At 65.5% G+C, this 15,798-nt stretch carries 15 protein-coding genes; 11 read left to right on the top strand and 4 right to left on the bottom strand.

The window, feature by feature from the left end:
* Positions 1 to 205 precede the first annotated feature (205 nt).
* From F464_RS0125935 to F464_RS0125920, 4 genes are read right to left on the bottom strand one after another with little or no spacing between them, the layout of a single operon-like run.
* A complete protein-coding gene (locus F464_RS0125935; RefSeq protein WP_018992787.1) occupies positions 206 to 580 on the bottom strand; it encodes a Lin0512 family protein in 375 nt (124 codons plus the stop codon).
* On the bottom strand, positions 573 to 926 hold the full coding sequence (locus tag F464_RS0125930) for a Lin0512 family protein (protein WP_018992786.1): 354 nt from the start codon (positions 924 to 926) through the stop codon (positions 573 to 575). The genes F464_RS0125935 and F464_RS0125930 overlap by 8 nt, the downstream gene beginning before the upstream one ends.
* 35 nt (positions 927 to 961) lie before the next feature.
* Positions 962 to 2,704: a cobaltochelatase CobT-related protein gene (locus F464_RS0125925; protein ID WP_018992785.1), complete on the bottom strand. Its 1,743-nt coding sequence runs from the start codon at positions 2,702 to 2,704 to the stop codon at positions 962 to 964.
* On the bottom strand, positions 2,701 to 3,678 hold the full coding sequence (locus tag F464_RS0125920; RefSeq protein WP_018992784.1) for an AAA family ATPase: 978 nt from the start codon (positions 3,676 to 3,678) through the stop codon (positions 2,701 to 2,703). Before F464_RS0125920 ends, F464_RS0125925 begins: the two co-directional genes overlap by 4 nt.
* 421 nt (positions 3,679 to 4,099) lie before the next feature.
* On the opposite strand from F464_RS0125920, the gene xsc reads away from it, so the two are divergent.
* The 11 genes from xsc to F464_RS0125865 all read left to right on the top strand — a co-directional run bounded on the left by xsc (position 4,100) and on the right by F464_RS0125865 (position 15,796).
* Positions 4,100 to 5,911, top strand: coding sequence for a sulfoacetaldehyde acetyltransferase (xsc, locus tag F464_RS0125915; protein WP_018992783.1), 1,812 nt, complete (start codon positions 4,100 to 4,102; stop codon positions 5,909 to 5,911).
* Between the two features lie 114 nt (positions 5,912 to 6,025).
* Entirely contained in the window at positions 6,026 to 7,036 is a 1,011-nt protein-coding gene (locus F464_RS0125910; RefSeq protein ID WP_018992782.1) for a YeiH family protein, read from the top strand.
* Between the two features lie 13 nt (positions 7,037 to 7,049).
* Positions 7,050 to 7,259, top strand: a complete 210-nt coding sequence (gene thiS / locus F464_RS31470) for a sulfur carrier protein ThiS (protein ID WP_018992781.1) — start codon at positions 7,050 to 7,052, stop codon at positions 7,257 to 7,259.
* A gap of 27 nt (positions 7,260 to 7,286) precedes the next feature.
* Positions 7,287 to 8,108 carry a thiazole synthase gene (locus F464_RS0125900; protein WP_018992780.1) on the top strand — a complete coding sequence of 274 codons (822 nt, stop codon included), beginning with the start codon at positions 7,287 to 7,289 and terminating at the stop codon, positions 8,106 to 8,108.
* Positions 8,109 to 8,275: 167 nt separating this feature from the next.
* Entirely contained in the window at positions 8,276 to 8,695 is a 420-nt protein-coding gene (locus F464_RS0125895; protein ID WP_018992779.1) for a nuclear transport factor 2 family protein, read from the top strand.
* A 29-nt stretch (positions 8,696 to 8,724) separates the two neighbouring features.
* Positions 8,725 to 10,164, top strand: coding sequence for an NAD(P)/FAD-dependent oxidoreductase (locus tag F464_RS0125890; protein WP_018992778.1), 1,440 nt, complete (start codon positions 8,725 to 8,727; stop codon positions 10,162 to 10,164).
* Between the two features lie 77 nt (positions 10,165 to 10,241).
* On the top strand, positions 10,242 to 11,240 hold the full coding sequence (locus tag F464_RS0125885; protein ID WP_018992777.1) for a TRAP transporter substrate-binding protein: 999 nt from the start codon (positions 10,242 to 10,244) through the stop codon (positions 11,238 to 11,240).
* Between the two features lie 195 nt (positions 11,241 to 11,435).
* Positions 11,436 to 11,984: a TRAP transporter small permease gene (locus tag F464_RS0125880; RefSeq protein WP_018992776.1), complete on the top strand. Its 549-nt coding sequence runs from the start codon at positions 11,436 to 11,438 to the stop codon at positions 11,982 to 11,984.
* A 26-nt stretch (positions 11,985 to 12,010) separates the two neighbouring features.
* Positions 12,011 to 13,351 carry a TRAP transporter large permease gene (locus F464_RS0125875; RefSeq protein ID WP_018992775.1) on the top strand — a complete coding sequence of 447 codons (1,341 nt, stop codon included), beginning with the start codon at positions 12,011 to 12,013 and terminating at the stop codon, positions 13,349 to 13,351.
* A gap of 94 nt (positions 13,352 to 13,445) precedes the next feature.
* Complete coding sequence (locus tag F464_RS0125870) at positions 13,446 to 14,324, top strand: cache domain-containing protein (RefSeq protein WP_018992774.1); 879 nt, start codon at positions 13,446 to 13,448, stop codon at positions 14,322 to 14,324.
* Positions 14,325 to 14,488: 164 nt separating this feature from the next.
* A complete protein-coding gene (locus F464_RS0125865; protein ID WP_018992773.1) occupies positions 14,489 to 15,796 on the top strand; it encodes a sulfite oxidase in 1,308 nt (435 codons plus the stop codon).
* Positions 15,797 to 15,798 lie beyond the last annotated feature (2 nt).

Genomic DNA, 15,798 nt, shown 5'->3' with positions numbered 1-15,798 from the left:
GACGACATCTGGATTTTCGCTCTGAACCTTGCCACCCGCGATGCCAAGGATCTCCCGCTGCGCATCCAGATAGCCAAAGATGCGTTGAAGGCAAAGGGCGCCTTGCCGTCAAGCTAACGTCTCCTTTCGGAAAAGTTCAACTCCCGCTTCGGGTCGGCTCCCGCCAGCCAACCCTCGCAACGCCACGCTCCCCGCCCGTCGGGCATCACTCCCGCGCCGGCACCAGCCGCCATGCATCCGACTCGATCGGCAGCCAGGCCTCGATGGCGGCGGTGGCGACGACGTGGAGCATGTCCTGCTCGGGGTGATGCACGTCGAGGCCGCCGAAGACCACCTTGACCTCGGGGCGACCGCGCGGGAGTTCGGCGCGCACGACTTCGGCGTCGACCAGTTCCGGGCGCTGCACGCCGATCGTGACCTGCACGCGCATGTCCTGGGTGTCGTAGCCCAGGGTGCGGAACAGCGGCATCACGGAGTGGTGCAGGGCGTCCTGCACGGCGCGGCAGGCGGCCTTGGTGTAGTCGCCGCCGAGGATGTCGTTGCCGGTGCCCATTTCGAGGATCAGGCGCTTTTCAGGCATGGGCGGGCTCCAGGTCGAAGGAGACGATGACGGCGGCGTTGGCGATCACGGTGACGCCGGTGCCGTCGTGCTTGGGGATGTCGAGCCCGCCAGGCACGACCCTGATCGTGGGCTTGCCATAGGGGAAGACTTCGAGCAGCGGCGCGAGCTCGACGGCTTCGGGTTTCTGCACGCCGATCTCGACGTCGATCAGCATCTCTTCCTTGGGGAAGCCGAAGGCCGAGGCGACGTTGAGGGAGTTGTGCCACAGCGCGTCGCGGATTGCGCGTGCTGCGGCCTGGGTGTAGTCCTGGCTGCGGATCGAGGTCCCCATGCCGAACTGCACCACCATGCGGGTCTTTGCCATGCTTTGCCGGTCTCCTGGTCGGTGGATGGGCGCGCTCAGCGGTGGGCGTGGCCACCGATGAGCTGCACGATTTCGGGGAAGAGCGTGTTGTCGAGCCCCTGCGTCAGGTCGGCCGCGAGGCTGCGGCGATAGAAGGGGCTCAGATCCAGGCCCACGCCGAGGCCGAGGATCTCGACTGCCCCTTCGCGGCTGCGCCGTGCAACGACGTCCTTGAGGTGATTGTCGAGGTAGAAGGGGTCGTTGGCCAGCCCCGTGGCGCTGTCCGAGGGGCAGCCATCGGAGATCACGATGAGGATGCGGCGGGCCTCGGGGCGGGCGAGCAGGCGGTTGCACGCCCAGTCGACCGCTTCGCCGTCGATGCCTTCGCGGAAGAGGTCGGCCTTGAAGAGGGCGGCGATGTCGGTGCGCGCGCGGCGCCAGTTGCGCACGGCGTCCTTGAACACCATGTGGCAGACCTCGTTGAGCCGCCCCGGGTGCGGCGGCCGGCCGCGGCTCATCCAGTCGCGATACGCGCGCCCGCCGTTCCACGTGCCGGTGGTGAAGCCCAGCAGTTCGGTTGCGACGCCGATCATGTCGAGGGCGCGCAGCAGCGCGTCGATCATCACCGCGACCGGCTCGATGTGCGCCTTCATCGAGCCGGAGCAGTCGAGCAGCAGGCCGACGATGCAGTCGGACTGCTGCAGGTGGCGTTCCTGGCGGAAGACGCGGCGCTCGGCGGGCGAGCTGATGACTTGCGCGAGGCGACGGCCGTCGATGTGGCCTTCCTCTTCGCCGAACCGCCAGCCGTCGCGCGTGGGGCGGGTGAGGACGGCGGCGAGCTGGCGTGCGAGGCGTGGGAGGTTGAGGCCTTGTTCGGCGACGCAGCGATCCAGCCGTTCGCGGTACTCGCGCAGCAGCGCGCGGCGCACGAGCGTGCCGGCGGCGACTTCAGTGTCGAAACGGGTGGTGTATACGCGGTAGGCGAGGGCGGCGTCGGCGAGCACCTTGCTCGTGCCGGTAGTCGCGGCGGCGATGCCGTTGTCGCCGTCGCCGTCGCCGTCGAAGTCGAGCAGCAGGGCGAAGTCGCGCGTGGCGGGTTCGTCCTGGTCGGCCTCCTCCCCGTCTTCGGCCGCGGCCTGCTCGGCCCGCACGCGCTCGCCGACGATGCGCGCGATCGCGAGCGCGTGCGGCGCGAAGGCGGCTTGGTCGTGGCGCTGGCGGCGGATGCCCGCGAGGGACGTGCCCATCGCCGAGACGAGGCCCATGCGGGTGCTTTCGATGTAATCCTCGGTGTCCTCGAGGACGGGGCGCGTGGTGAGGCGCGACCAGCACATCTGCGCCACGGTGTACAGCAGGATGCCGACGCTGCCCTCGGTGAGACCGGAGCGGTAGAAGGCGCGCGACCAGCTCACGAAGCGCTCGTGCAGGTTGTGCACTATGCCGGGCATGGTGGCGGGCGCGAGGGTTTCGACGCGCAGTTGTTCGAGCAGCTCGAACACGAGGCGTTCGACCGGGTCGGCGGGGGCGAGGCGCGCGTGCAGGGCGGGGTCCGAATGCAGCAGGCGCAGGGCGATGCCGTCGGCGGCGGCGCGGCAGTCGGCGAAGGCGTCGGTGCCGGCGTCGATGCGTAGGTGCGGCGCATGCACGGGTACGCTGCGTTCGCCCGCATACAGGCGGCGCCCGCGGTAGTGCAGGGCGGGGCGGCCGGTGAGCGCGCGCAGCGTCGCCGCGCACAGTTCCTCGACCCGTTGCTGGCGCTTCGCCTTCTGCTGCGCGTTGGGCGCGGGGGCCTTGCTCACGCCGCGGCCTCGCGCATCCAGGATTCGTCGAGTTCCGTGCCGAAGCAGCGCTGATAGTACTCGGCGACGATGGGGCGTTCGGCCTCGTCGCACTTGTTGAGGAAGGACAGCCGGAAGGCGAGCGCCGGGTTGCGGAAGATCTCGCAGTTCTCCGCCCAGGTGATCACGGTGCGCGGCGACATCAGCGTCGACAGGTCGCCCGCGGCGAAGCCCTGGCGGGTGAGCTCGGCGACCGCGACCATCGAGCGCACGAGCGCGCGGCCCTTCTCGTAGTTCTTCGCCGGCACGCGCGCGAGCACGATCGCCACTTCCTCGTCGGCGGGCAGGTAGTTGAGCGTCGCGACGATGTTCCAGCGGTCGATCTGGGCGTGGTTGAGCACCTGGGTGCCGTGGTACATGCCCGAGAGGTTGCCCAGGCCCACTGTGTTCGAGGTGGCGAACAGGCGGAAGAAGGGATGCGGGCGGATCACGCGGTTCTGGTCGAGCAGCGTGAACTTGCCGTCGCGCTCGAGGATGCGCTGGATCACGAACATCACGTCGGGGCGGCCGGCGTCGTATTCGTCGAAGATCAGCGCGACCGGACGCTGCAACGCCCACGGCACGATGCCTTCCTGGAATTCGGTGACCTGCCGGCCGTCGCGCACGACGATTGCGTCCTTGCCGACGAGGTCGAGGCGGCTGATGTGGCCGTCGAGGTTCACGCGCACGCAGGGCCAGTTCAGGCGCGCGGCGACCTGTTCGATGTGGGTCGATTTCCCGGTGCCGTGCAGGCCCTGGACCATCACGCGGCGGTCGCGCGTGAAGCCGGCGAGGATCGCGAGCGTGACGTCGGGGTTGAAGCGGTAGGCCTCGTCGATCTCCGGCACGTGGTCGTCGCGGATGCCGAAGGCGGGCACCTGCAGGTCGGAATCGATTCCGAACAGCGAGCGGACCGAAACCAGCTGGTTTGGGGTGTCGAGCGCGGTTTCCGTCACGGCAGTCTCCTGGGGGCTTGTGCGATCCATGATAGTCACGTTCCGTTAAAAGATACAAGAAGTTCCGAAAATAGAAACTATACGTGGCGCCGCCGTAGCTTTATCGTAAATTGAGATCGAAATGGCGAATCGCTGCATGAGGCCGGCTGCATCCGGACGCACGACAAGACGACAAGCGCCAGTCGTGGCCATGATTGAGTGGCGTCTTTCCGCCCCAGGTTCCGTGCCTGCGACAGGCGAGGCGGAGCGCTGCCATCTTTTGCGTATTCCAAATAAAGAGACGGCGGGTTCAGAAAAACGAAATTTGTCTTGACGCCTCCTGTGCGCCGACGTACATTGAATTCAAGTATCGAAAATCGGAACAAAAAGTACCGAAAACGATATGTTGAATTTGCGATCACTCGACAAGGAGACAGCAGCAATGAGCGAACAAGACCGCCGCACCGTCGTCAGCGGCCCGCACAAGATGACCCCGTCCGAAGCTTTCGTGGAAACCATGGTGGCCAATGGCGTGACCGACATGTTCGGGATCATGGGTTCGGCTTTCATGGACGCGATGGACATCTTCGCGCCGGCCGGCATCCGCCTGATCCCGGTGGTGCATGAACAGGGCGCCGGCCATATGGCCGACGGCTTCTCGCGCGTCTCCGGCCGCCACGGCGTGGTGATCGGCCAGAACGGCCCGGGCATTTCGAACTGCGTGACCTCGATCGCGGCGGCCTATTGGGCGCACAGCCCGGTGGTGATCGTGACCCCCGAGACCGGCACCATGGGCATGGGCCTGGGCGGCTTCCAGGAATGCAACCAGCTGCCGATGTTCCAGGAATTCACCAAGTACCAGGGGCACGTGACCAACCCGGCGCGCATGGCCGAATACACCGGGCGCTGCTTCGACCGCGCGATGAGCGAGATGGGCCCGACCCAGCTCAACATCCCGCGCGATTATTTCTACGGCGAGATCACCTGCGAGATCCCCAAGCCCAGCCGCCTCGACCGTGGTGCGGGCGGTGAGAAGAGCCTCGACGAGGCGGCCGAACTGCTGTCGAAGGCGAAGTTCCCGGTGATCATCTCCGGCGGCGGCGTGGTGATGGCCGACGCGGTCGAGGAGTGCAAGGCGCTCGCCGAGCGCCTGGGCGCTCCGGTCGTGAATAGCTACCTGCACAACGACTCCTTCCCCGCGAGCCACCCGCTGTGGTGCGGCCCGCTCGGCTACCAGGGCTCGAAGGCGGCGATGAAGCTGATCAGCCAGGCCGACGTGGTCGTGGCGCTGGGTTCGCGCCTCGGACCCTTCGGCACGCTGCCGCAGCACGGCATGGACTACTGGCCGAAGAACGCCAAGATCATCCAGATCGACGCCGACAACAAGATGCTGGGCCTGGTGAAGAAGATCTCGGTGGGCATTTGCGGCGACGCGAAGGCTGCTGCCAAGGCACTGACGTGGCGCCTGACCGGTCGCACGCTCGAATGCGATGCCAACCGTGAGCAACGTTACGCGAAGGTGCAGGAAGAGAAGACCGCGTGGGAGCGTGAGCTCGACGAGTGGACGCACGAGCGCGACCCGTTCAGCCTCGACATGATCGAGGAAAACGCCAAGGAAAAGACCTTCAACGGCGGCGAGTACCTGCATCCGCGCCAAGTGCTGCGCGAGCTCGAGAAGGCGATGCCGGAAGACGTGATGGTGTCGACCGACATCGGCAACATCAACTCGGTCGCCAACAGCTACCTGCGCTTCGAGAAGCCGCGCAGCTTCTTCGCCGCGATGAGCTTCGGCAACTGCGGCTACGCCTTCCCGACCATCATCGGCGCCAAGGTTGCAGCCCCGCATCGCCCGGCGGTGTCCTACGCCGGTGACGGCGCCTGGGGCATGAGCCTGATGGAGACCATGACCTGCGTGCGCCACAACATCCCGGTGACCGCGGTGGTGTTCCACAACCGCCAGTGGGGCGCGGAGAAGAAGAACCAGGTGGACTTCTACAACCGCCGTTTCGTCGCGGGCGAACTCGACAACCAGAGCTTTGCGGAAATCGCGCGGGCGATGGGCGCCGAGGGCATCACCGTGGATCGGCTGGAGGACGTCGGCCCGGCACTGAAGAAGGCCATCGACCTGCAGATGAACCACGGCAAGACCTGCATCATCGAGATCATGTGCACGCGCGAACTGGGCGACCCGTTCCGCCGTGACGCGCTCTCGAAGCCGGTGCGTCACCTCGACAAGTACAAGGACTACGTTTGATTCGTAGTGCCTGAGGACGACGGGGCGGCCATTCCATCGGCCGCCCCGTGCCGCCCGTCATTCCCACCGGACCACGATCCAATGACCACTCAAACGACCGTTGCGCCGCCCGCGATGTTCAGCGAAGTGCGCGTGCTGATGCCGGGCTTCATGCTGTGCGCCGTGATTGCCGTTGCGGCGACCTTCGTGTCCGAGCATTACGGCGGACCGCAATTCCTGTACGCGCTTCTGCTGGGCATCGCGTTCCACTTCCTTTCCGACAGCGACAAGTGCATTCCGGGGATCGAGCTTTCTGCGAAGAAACTCGTGCGCTTCGGCGTCGCGCTGCTCGGCGCGCGCATCGTCGCCAGCGACGTGAGCGACCTGGGGCTGATCGGCGTCGGCGCGCTTGTCGGCGCGGTCGTGCTCACGATCGGCTTCGGCCTGCTGCTCGCCCGCATCCTCGGCCTGCCGCCGCTGCTGGGCCTGCTGTCGGGCGGCGGCACGGGCATCTGCGGCATCTCGGCGACGCTCGCGATCTCCTCGACGCTGCCTGCGACGCGCGAGACCGAGCGCTACACGCTGCTGACCGCGATCGGCGTCGCGATCTTCTCGACCGTCGCGATGGTGCTGTACCCGCTGGTGGTGAAGGCCGCCGGGCTGTCGGTGAGTGAGGCGGGGCTCTTCCTCGGCGGCTCGATCCACGACGTCGCGCAGGTGGTCGGCGCCGGGCTGATCATCTCGCCCGAGGTCGGCGACGCGGCGACGCTCGCGAAGATGTTCCGCGTTGCGATGCTGATGCCGGTGGTCGTCGTGCTCGCGCTGGTGTTCCACGGCGAGCGCAAGAAGGAGAACGGCGGCAACGCCAAAAAGACGCCGATCCTGCCGCTCTTCCTCCTTGCCTTCGGCGCGCTGGCGACGCTCAACAGTCTGGGCCTGCTGTCGCACGAGGTCGTGGCGGCGAGTTCGACCCTGTCGCGCTGGTGCCTGGTGATCTCGATCGCCGCGCTGGGCGTGAAGACCTCGCTCGAGAAACTCGCCGAGTTGGGCTGGAAGCCGATCGCGCTGCTGTCTGGCGAAGCCCTGTTCGTGGCGACGTACATGCTGGCGGTGGTCTTTGCCGCCCGCCTGATTGCAGCGCATTGACGGAGGCGGGGCGATGGCAAGCGTAACGATAGAACTGAACGGGGCGTCGCATGTGTTGATCGCCGGCCGGACGCTGCACGACCTCATCGCGAGCCTGGATCTGCTCGGCAAGCGCGTCGCGGTCGCCATCAACTGCGAGGTGGTGCCGTCGCCGCATTGGCCGGGTCGAATCCTGAAGCCCGACGATCGCGTCGAGGTCGTCGTGGCGATCGGCGGCGGCTAGAAAACAAATAGTGGAGGAGCGAACGGAATGAAGCTGAACGACACCCCGGACGAGATCCGGCCCGCCGCGACCGACGCCGGGCTCACGATCGCCGGCAAGACGTACGCGTCGCGTCTGCTCGTGGGCACCGGCAAGTACCGCGACTTCGACGAGACGCGTGCCGCGGTCGATGCGAGCGGCACCGGGATCGTCACGGTCACGATCCGGCGCGTGAACATCGGCCAGCACGCCAACGAACCGAGCCTGCTCGACGCGGTGCCGCCGGACCGCTTCACCATCCTGCCCAACACCGGCGGCTGCTTCAATGCGAAGGACGCGGTCTACACCTTGCAGCTCGCGCGTGAACTGCTCGACGGCCACAAGCTGTGCAAGCTGGAAGTGCTCGGCGACGAGAAGACCCTGTTCCCCAACATGCCCGAGACGCTGAAGGCGGCCGAGGCGCTGGTGAAGGACGGTTTCGAGGTGATGGTGTATTGCAGCGACGACCCGATCCAGGCGCGCATCCTCGAGGACATCGGCTGCGTGGCGGTGATGCCGCTGGCGAGCCTGATCGGTTCGGGGATGGGCATCCTCAACCCGTGGAACCTGTCGCTCATCATCGAGCAGGCGCGCGTGCCGGTGATCGTCGATGCCGGCGTGGGCACCGCCTCCGACGCGGCGATCGCGATGGAGCTGGGGTGCGACGGGGTGCTGATGAACACCGCGATCGCCCATGCGCGCGAGCCGGTGCGCATGGCGCGGGCGATGCGCCTGGCGGTGCAGGCCGGGCGCGAGGCCTTTCTCGCCGGCCGAATGCCGCGCCGTTTCGCGGCTTCGCCGTCGTCGCCGATGGCCGGCCGGATCGCGTGAGTATCGTGCATTGCGGTACAAAATTTCAAAAAATATGAAAGTTTGTACCGATAATTGAAATTTTGCTTGACAGCGTAGCGGCGCAGTCCTAATGTAAATAAAGTTTCAAAAAACGGTACGAAGCGTTTCGTATTAGCCAAAAAACAGACTTTCGGAGACCCACTTTCATGAGCAGCCTCACCGCCACCCCGATCCGCAGCGAAGCCACCGCCGAGACGCTGAAGGCCTTCGCCGACGCCTGGAACCGTCACGACATCGAGGCCCTGATGGGTTTCATGGCCGAGGACTGCGTGTTCCATGCGGTGGCCGGACCGGAGCTGTTCGGCAAGAGCTTCGTCGGCCGCGACGCGGTACGCGCCGGCTTCGAGCTCGCGTGGCAGACTTTCCCCGATGCCGCCTGGCTCGACGGCGAGCACTTCGTGTGCGGCGACCGCGGCGTATCGGAGTCGACCTTCAGCGGCACCAAGGCCGACGGCACCCGCATCGAGGCGCGCATGGTCGACGTCTTCACCTTCCGCGACGGCAAGATTGCGGTAAAGAACGCCTACCGCAAGGACCGCCCGCCGGTCATCAAGGCTGGCAACTGAGCATCCCTGGATATATCAGGAGTCGGGACATGGAAGCCATTGCAGAAAAGCGGATCGTGGTAGACGGCGTGCGCGCCACAGCGTCGGCGCAGCCCTACGATCCGGCCTACGACCCGCTGGTATCGGCCACGCCGGGGCAGGGGCGCGAGTACGCGCCGACCTACTGGATCGGTACCGCCGGCGAGCCGCCCGCCGACGACGGCCCGGTGACGCACGACATCGACGTCGATGTTGCGATCATCGGCTCCGGCTTCACCGGGCTCACCGCGGCGATCGCGCTTGCCGAGAAGCACGGCATCAAGGCGACCGTGCTGGAGGCCAACCGCACGGCCTGGGGCTGCAGCACGCGCAATGGCGGCCAGGCGCAGTGCGCCTCGGGGCGGCTCAAGCGCTCGCAGTGGATAGCACGCTACGGCCTCGACACCGCGCTGCGCCTGCACGAGGAAGTGTGCGACGCGATGGCGTACTTCAAGGAGATGATCAAGGACATCGACTGCGAACCGCAGCCCGGTGGCCACCTCTACATCGCGCATCGCCCGAAGGTCATGCCGGTGCTGGAGAAAGAGGCGAAGATCCTGCGTGATGTCTTCAAGTACGATGCCCGCATCCTCGACGCCGACACCGTCAAGCGCGAATACGTCGACGACAAGGAAGCCGCGGGTGCGATGCACGAGCCCGAGGGCATCGGCATCCACGCCGGCAAGCTCGCCTTCGGCTACCTGAAGAAGGCGCGCGCGCTGGGTGTGAAGGTACACCCGTCGAGCCCGGTGATGGGCTGGGAGACCAGGAACGGCGTGCATTACCTGAAGACGCCCGGCGGCATCGTGCGTGCCCGCGCGGTCGGCATCGCGACCGGTGGCTACACCTCGAACGGCCTGCACCGCGAACTCAAGAATCGCCTGCTGCCCATCCTGTCGAACTCCATCGTCACGCGCCCGCTGACCAAGGCCGAGATCGCGGCGTGCAATTTCCGCACGAACCAGGTCATCACCGACACGCGCATCCTGCGCCACTACTACCGCCTGCTGCCCGATGGGCGCGTGCAGATCGGCAGCCGCAGCGCCATCACCGGCAACGATGCGCCGCAGGACAAGTACAGGCAGTTCCTGATCCGCGACCTGCACCGCAAGTTTCCGGCGCTCGAAGGCATCCAGATCGACTACTCGTGGTGGGGCTGGGTGGATGTCGCCCATGACATGATGCCGCGCATCTTCCAGCCGAACCCGAAGGAAACCATCTACTACGCGCTCGGTTACGGCGGCAACGGCGTCATGTACTCGGCGCAGGCCGGCCGGCGGCTGGCCGAAAACATCGCCGGCATCCGCACACCGGAACTGCCGATCTTCCGTTCGAAACTGCCCTTCCCGAACCTGCGCGAGATGGTCGAAGCGGAAATGTTCGCCCCCTTCCGCCGCTTCGGCCAGTGGTGGTTGTATCGCTGGTATCACATGAAGGATGAAGTCCTGTAACAGACCGTCGCAAGCAGCACCTTGATGCACCCGGGCAGCAAGACCTGCCACACCATAATGAGATCGAGGAGACAGAAATGAAATTCAGCAAAAACGTACTGATGCCGCTCGTCGCCGCCGCCAGCCTGCTGGTGACCGCGCCTGTCGCACTGGCCGAGACGTTCAAGATGGCCGTGGGCGATGCCGCGGGCGGCACCCAGTGGGAACTCGGCACGACTTTCGCCAAGCTGTTCCAGCAGAAGACCGGCGGCAAGCACAAGGTAGACCTGTTCCCCAACGGGCAACTCGGCAGTGAGGAAGACACGATCAACAACGCCGCGATGGGGACGCTGGATTTCTCGATCCTCGCGGTGAACAACATCACCCCGTTCTCGCCGACGGTCGGTCTGCTGACGATGCCCTACCTGATCCAGAGCGCCGATGAAGCGAAGAAGCTCACCCAGGGTGAAATCGGCAAGGAGCTGACCGACAACACGGTGCGCGATGCCGGCGTACGCATCGTCGGCTGGGCCTATTCGGGCTTCCGCGTGCTCACCAATTCGAAGCGGCCGGTCAAGACGCTGGAAGATCTCAAGGGTCTGGTGATCCGCGTACCGAAGAACGAGATCATGATTTCGTCGTATCAGGCGTGGGGCATCAACCCGACCCCGATGTCGTGGTCGGAAACCTTCACCGGCCTGCAGCAGCGCGTCGTGGACGGGCAGGACAACCCCTACATCACCGTCTCGGCGATGAAGTTCTACGAGGTGCAGAAGTACATCACCAACATCCGCTACATCTTCTCGCTCGAGCCGCTGGTGGTGAGCGAGTCGGTCTTCAAGTCGCAGAAGCCCGAGGTGCAGAAGGCGATTCTGGAGGCCGGCCAGGAAGCCACCGAGCACAGCTTCAAATACCTGCTGGAAACCGAAGACAAGATCAAGAAGGATCTCGCGGCGCGCGGCATGCAGATCAGTGACCCGGCCAATGGCGAGAAGGAGTGGATCGCCAAGGCGACCACCGCGGTGTGGCCGAAGTTCTACAAGAGCATCGGCGGCAAGGAAAAGCTCGACCGCGCACAGAAGGTGCTCGGCCGCTGAACCACGGGCGGCAGCGGCCGCCGGCTGCCGGGCGTGCGGTGCGAGCCGCGCTCCGCACGCCGAAGGCAATCCGGACGACCGCTGATCTTGTGCACAACACGCCGCTGCCGGACACCCTTGCCGGTGCCGGCCGACCGAATCGCGGCGGAGACGATCCTGCCGTAATCGGGCGCACCGAATTTTCCGGAGTCTGTCATGGCCGTAGGGCGCATCTTTCTCAAGTTCATCAGCAACATCGAAGAGTATCTGTGCGAGGCGCTGCTGGCGTTCTTCGTCGTGTTGCTCTTCGTCCAGATCCTGTTGCGCCAGTTCTTCCAGTACTCCCTGCCCTGGGGTGAAGAACTCGCGACCTATCTCTTCGTCTGGTTTGCCTACCTCGGCGCCTGCGTGGCGGCCAAGATGTCGGCGCACAACCGCGTGGCCTTCCACTTCAAGTTCTTCCCGCCGATCGTGAAGAAGGTCAGCGAGGCGATCGCGGATCTGCTGTGGGTCGGCTTCAACCTCTATTTCGCCTTCCTGAGCTACGACTTCGTCTTCAACCGCATGAATCTGTTCTGGAAGTCGCAGACCATCGGATTGCCGATGAAGTACTTCTACATGATCCTGCCGATCGCCTTCACGCTGATGTCGATCCGCATCCTGTGGAACAACTATCTGTCGCTGTTCAAGGGCGTCGAGATTCTCGATCCGGAAGCCGAGGAACTCGAGAACCTGAAACGCGCTGCCGCCGCGGCGAATGCCTGACCCGGCCCCTCCGCGGAGACAAGACAATGGAATCGTATGTCGTAGAAATCCTGTTCGGGGGCTTTTTCGCGCTGTTGCTGCTGGGGGCCCCGATCACGGTCTCGCTGGCCGGCGCGGCGATGGTCGCCTTCCTGGTGCTGGGGAAGAATCCCATCGCCTTCGTGCAGATCGCCTTCACCTCGGTGGGCAGTTTTCCCCTGATGGCGCTGCCGGCCTTCGTTCTCGCCGGTGCGCTGATGGAGGCCTCCGGTATCTCGAAGCGGCTCGTGGACATCGCCGAATCCCTGGCCGGGCCGATCACCGGCGGCCTCGGTGCGGCGACGGTGCTCGCCTGCCTGTTCTTCGGCGCGATCTCGGGCTCGGGGCCGGCCACGACCGCCGCCGTCGGCATGCTGATGATCCCGGCGATGGTCAACCGCAAGTACGAACGCAGCTACGCCTCGGCAGTGACGGCCGCCTCGGGCGGTCTGGGCATCATCATCCCGCCGTCGATCCCGATGGTGATCTTCGGTATCTCGGCGCTCGGCATGGCCCCGCCGTCCGACGCCATCGAGAAGTACGGCCAGTTCGCGTCGCTGTCGATCCCCAAGCTGTTCGTTGCCGGCGTCATCCCGGGCATCATCATGGCGAGCTCCCTGCTGATCACGAACTACCTGATCTCGAACAAGCGCGGCTATCGCGGACTGACCGAGAAATGGTCGTACGGTGACATCGGCCAGGCGCTGCGCAGGGGCACGTGGTCCGTGCTGGCGCCCGTGATCATCCTCGGCGGCATCTACACCGGGCTGTTTACCCCGACCGAGTCGGCCATCGTCGCGATCTTCTACACGCTCTTCGTCGGCCTCGTGCTGCACCGCGAGCTCAAGTTCGCCGCGATCCTGAACTCGCTGAGGACCACGACGTGGATCACCGGCCGCGTGCTGTTGATCCTGTTCGCGGCGGTGGTGTTCGGGCGGTTGCTCGTTGAACAGCGCATCCCCGCGACGATCGCGGAGTCGCTGCTGAGCCTCACCGACAACGCTTACATGATCTGGACACTGATCATCGTGTTCCTGCTCTTCGTCGGCATGTTCATGGAAACGCTCGCCGCGATCATGATCCTGGTGCCGGTGCTGCTGCCGGTGATGTACATGATGGGCGCAGACCCCACCCACGTCGGCATCGTCGTGATCTGCACGCTGTCGGTCGGCTTCCAGACGCCGCCGCTGGGCGAAAACCTGTTTGTCGCATCCGGGATCGGCGGTTCGACGGTCGAGGAAATCGTCGGGCGCATCCACCCCTTCGTGCTCGCCTCGACGGCCGCGATCTTCCTGATCGCCTTCGTGCCGCAACTCTCGCTGTGGCTGCCGCAGATGCTCGGCTACTGAGCGACACCCGCCCGGCAACGCAAGCGTGCATCGCGCACGCCTGCGTTGCCGGGAGAAAACAACAACCGAAACAGCATTCTCAAGAGGTTCGACGATGTCTGCTCCAGTCCGCGCACTCGTTCTCACGCTGGGCCTCGCCCTGGGTACGGGCTTTCTGCCGTCACTCGCCCATGCGGCCGACGCCGAGTCGATCCGCCTGTTCGACAGCGAACTCGGCAAGCGCGCCACCGCGCTGCTGGAGCGTGCGGTCAAGCACATCGAGCAAACGGGCGAAAAAGGGACCGCCGACTTCAGTCGCCAGGCGGCTTTCGTCGATCGCGACCTTTACGCCTATGCGGTGCGCATGGACGGCCGCTTCCTCGCGAGCGGCGGTTCGTCGGCTGCGCTGATCGGCGACAACGTGCTCGCCTACACCGACGTCGACGGCAAGGCGTTCTTTCGCGAGATGATCGAACTGGCGAAAGCCAAGGGTGGCGGGCAGGTCGAGTACCGCTGGTTCAATCCCGCCGACAGCCGCGGCGAGCCGAAGCTGACCCTGTTCCGCAAGGTCGGCGAGATTGTCGTCGCGGTCGGTTTCTACCCGCCCCGTGCCACCCCGTTCCAGGCCAAGGCCTTGCTCAAGGATGCGATCAAGGCGATGAAGGCCGATGCGAAGGGCGCGCTGGCGCAGTTCCAGCGGCTCGACGGACCTTTCGTCCACGATGACCTGTACGTCTTCGTGATCGACATGGCGGACGGCCGGTTTCTTGCGCATGGTGCGACGCCGGCCCTTGTCGGCAGCAACGGTTTCGAGGTGCGCGACCCGAACGGCAAGCCGATCGTCACCGAGATGGTCAAGCTCGCGGCGAAGAAGGGTGACGGCGAACTCGACTATAGCTGGCAGAACCCGACGACCGGCAAGGTCGAAAAGAAGCACAGCTACTTCCGCGCGGTCGACGGAAAACTGGTCGGAGTCGGTTATTTCCAGCGCTAGGCATTGCCGGCGCCAGGAATGACGCGAGGCGATGCCCCGGTGCACGGGCATCGCCTGCCACGGGCCCGCGTACGGTCAATGCGGCAAAAAATGATGGCGGTCCACGCGAGTCGGCCCATGCGGCGTAGTTGCGTGCGAATTCGCCACGTCCAACAGGAGAAATCATGAAGACAAACGATCAGCCCCAGGCCTTGCCTGCAAGCCACCCGGAATCCGATGGCGCAGACACGCCGGCCTTGCCCGGGCGTCGCGGCTTCATCCGCAAGGGAACGCTGCTGGCGGTATCGGCCGCGATCGGCGCGCACTTGCCGTTCGGCCGCTTCCTGCCGGACGGCCTCATTCCGGTCGCATTGGCAGAAGGCGATGCGCCGGGCAAGGATTCGCTGGAGGCCTTCGGCAAGCGCCCCGACCTCATCATTCTGGGCGACCGACCCTTCGTCGCCGAGACGCCGGCGCATCTGCTCGACGACGATGTCACGCCGGTCGACAAGCTGTTCGTACGCAACAACGGCCTGGTTCCCGCACCAGTCGCCGATCCCGACAGCTGGGTGCTGCGCATCGACGGCGAGGCAGTCACGGCGCCACGCGAGTTCACGCTGAAGGAACTCAAGTCGCGCTTCAAGGCGGTGACGCTGCAGATCGGGCTCGAATGCGGCGGCAATGGCCGGGCGGGCTTCCAGCCGCCGGGTAAGGGCAGTCAATGGACTTACGGGGGCGTCGGCTTTCCGGAGTGGACCGGCGTGCGCCTTGCCGACGTGCTGCGCGAAGTAGGCGTCACCGACAAGGCCGTCTATATCGGTTACGAGGGTGACGACCGGCATCTGTCGGGTGACAGCTCGCGCCCGGTGATCTCGCGCGGTTGCCCGATCGCCAAGGCGATGGAGGACGAGACCCTGCTGGCCTGGGCCATGAACGGCGAACCGCTGCGTCAGGTGCACGGCTTCCCGCTGCGTCTGGTGGCCGGCGGCGTGCCGGGCTCGGTCACCGGCAAGTGGCTGAAGCGCATCGCGGTGCGCGACAAGGTGCATGACGGCACCAAGATGGGCGGCCACGACTACCGCGTCGCCTGCAATCCGATCGCGCCAGGCGAGCAGTCGGACGACTATTGCATCCTGGAAAAGATGCCGGTCAAGTCGCTGATCACCTTCCCGCAGTCGGGCAGCCAGCACCCGCTGGGCACCGAGATCGAGGTCCGCGGCCAGGCATGGAACGGCGAACGCGGCCTCCGCAGCGTCGAAGTGTCCTACGATTTCGGCCAGAGCTGGCTTCCGGCGAAGCTCGGTCGGCCGCGCAACCGCTTCGCGCCAACCCGTTTCCGCATCGCGCTGAAACTGCCGAAGAAGGGTTACTACGAAATCTGGGCGCGGGCGACGGATGACAGCGGGCTCACGCAGCCGATCGTCGCCCCGGGCTGGAACACCGGCGGCTACGGCAATAACCAGATCCATCGCATCGCCCTGCGCAGCGTCTGAGG

The sequence above is a fragment of the Aromatoleum toluclasticum ATCC 700605 genome (genome assembly GCF_000378245.1).
GTDB classification, from domain to species: Bacteria; Pseudomonadota; Gammaproteobacteria; order Burkholderiales; family Rhodocyclaceae; genus Aromatoleum; species Aromatoleum toluclasticum.
The sequence above is the reverse complement of the archived record's forward strand: the minus strand, read 5'-3'. Positions and strand labels throughout refer to the sequence as shown.

Bases quoted from the DNA above. Each gene is read 5' to 3' on its own strand.
- F464_RS0125870 (WP_018992774.1), top strand. From the start codon at position 13,446: ATGTCTGCTCCAGTCCGCGCACTCGTTCTCACGCTGGGCCTCGCCCTG.
- F464_RS0125900 (WP_018992780.1), top strand. From the start codon at position 7,287: ATGAAGCTGAACGACACCCCGGACGAGATCCGGCCCGCCGCGACCGAC.
- F464_RS0125910 (WP_018992782.1), top strand. From the start codon at position 6,026: ATGTTCAGCGAAGTGCGCGTGCTGATGCCGGGCTTCATGCTGTGCGCC.
- F464_RS0125875 (WP_018992775.1), top strand. From the start codon at position 12,011: ATGGAATCGTATGTCGTAGAAATCCTGTTCGGGGGCTTTTTCGCGCTG.
- F464_RS0125865 (WP_018992773.1), top strand. From the start codon at position 14,489: ATGAAGACAAACGATCAGCCCCAGGCCTTGCCTGCAAGCCACCCGGAA.
- xsc (WP_018992783.1), top strand. From the start codon at position 4,100: ATGAGCGAACAAGACCGCCGCACCGTCGTCAGCGGCCCGCACAAGATG.
- thiS (WP_018992781.1), top strand. From the start codon at position 7,050: ATGGCAAGCGTAACGATAGAACTGAACGGGGCGTCGCATGTGTTGATC.
- F464_RS0125935 (WP_018992787.1), bottom strand. From the start codon at position 580: ATGCCTGAAAAGCGCCTGATCCTCGAAATGGGCACCGGCAACGACATC.
- F464_RS0125880 (WP_018992776.1), top strand. From the start codon at position 11,436: ATGGCCGTAGGGCGCATCTTTCTCAAGTTCATCAGCAACATCGAAGAG.
- F464_RS0125890 (WP_018992778.1), top strand. From the start codon at position 8,725: ATGGAAGCCATTGCAGAAAAGCGGATCGTGGTAGACGGCGTGCGCGCC.
- F464_RS0125930 (WP_018992786.1), bottom strand. From the start codon at position 926: ATGGCAAAGACCCGCATGGTGGTGCAGTTCGGCATGGGGACCTCGATC.
- F464_RS0125895 (WP_018992779.1), top strand. From the start codon at position 8,276: ATGAGCAGCCTCACCGCCACCCCGATCCGCAGCGAAGCCACCGCCGAG.
- F464_RS0125885 (WP_018992777.1), top strand. From the start codon at position 10,242: ATGAAATTCAGCAAAAACGTACTGATGCCGCTCGTCGCCGCCGCCAGC.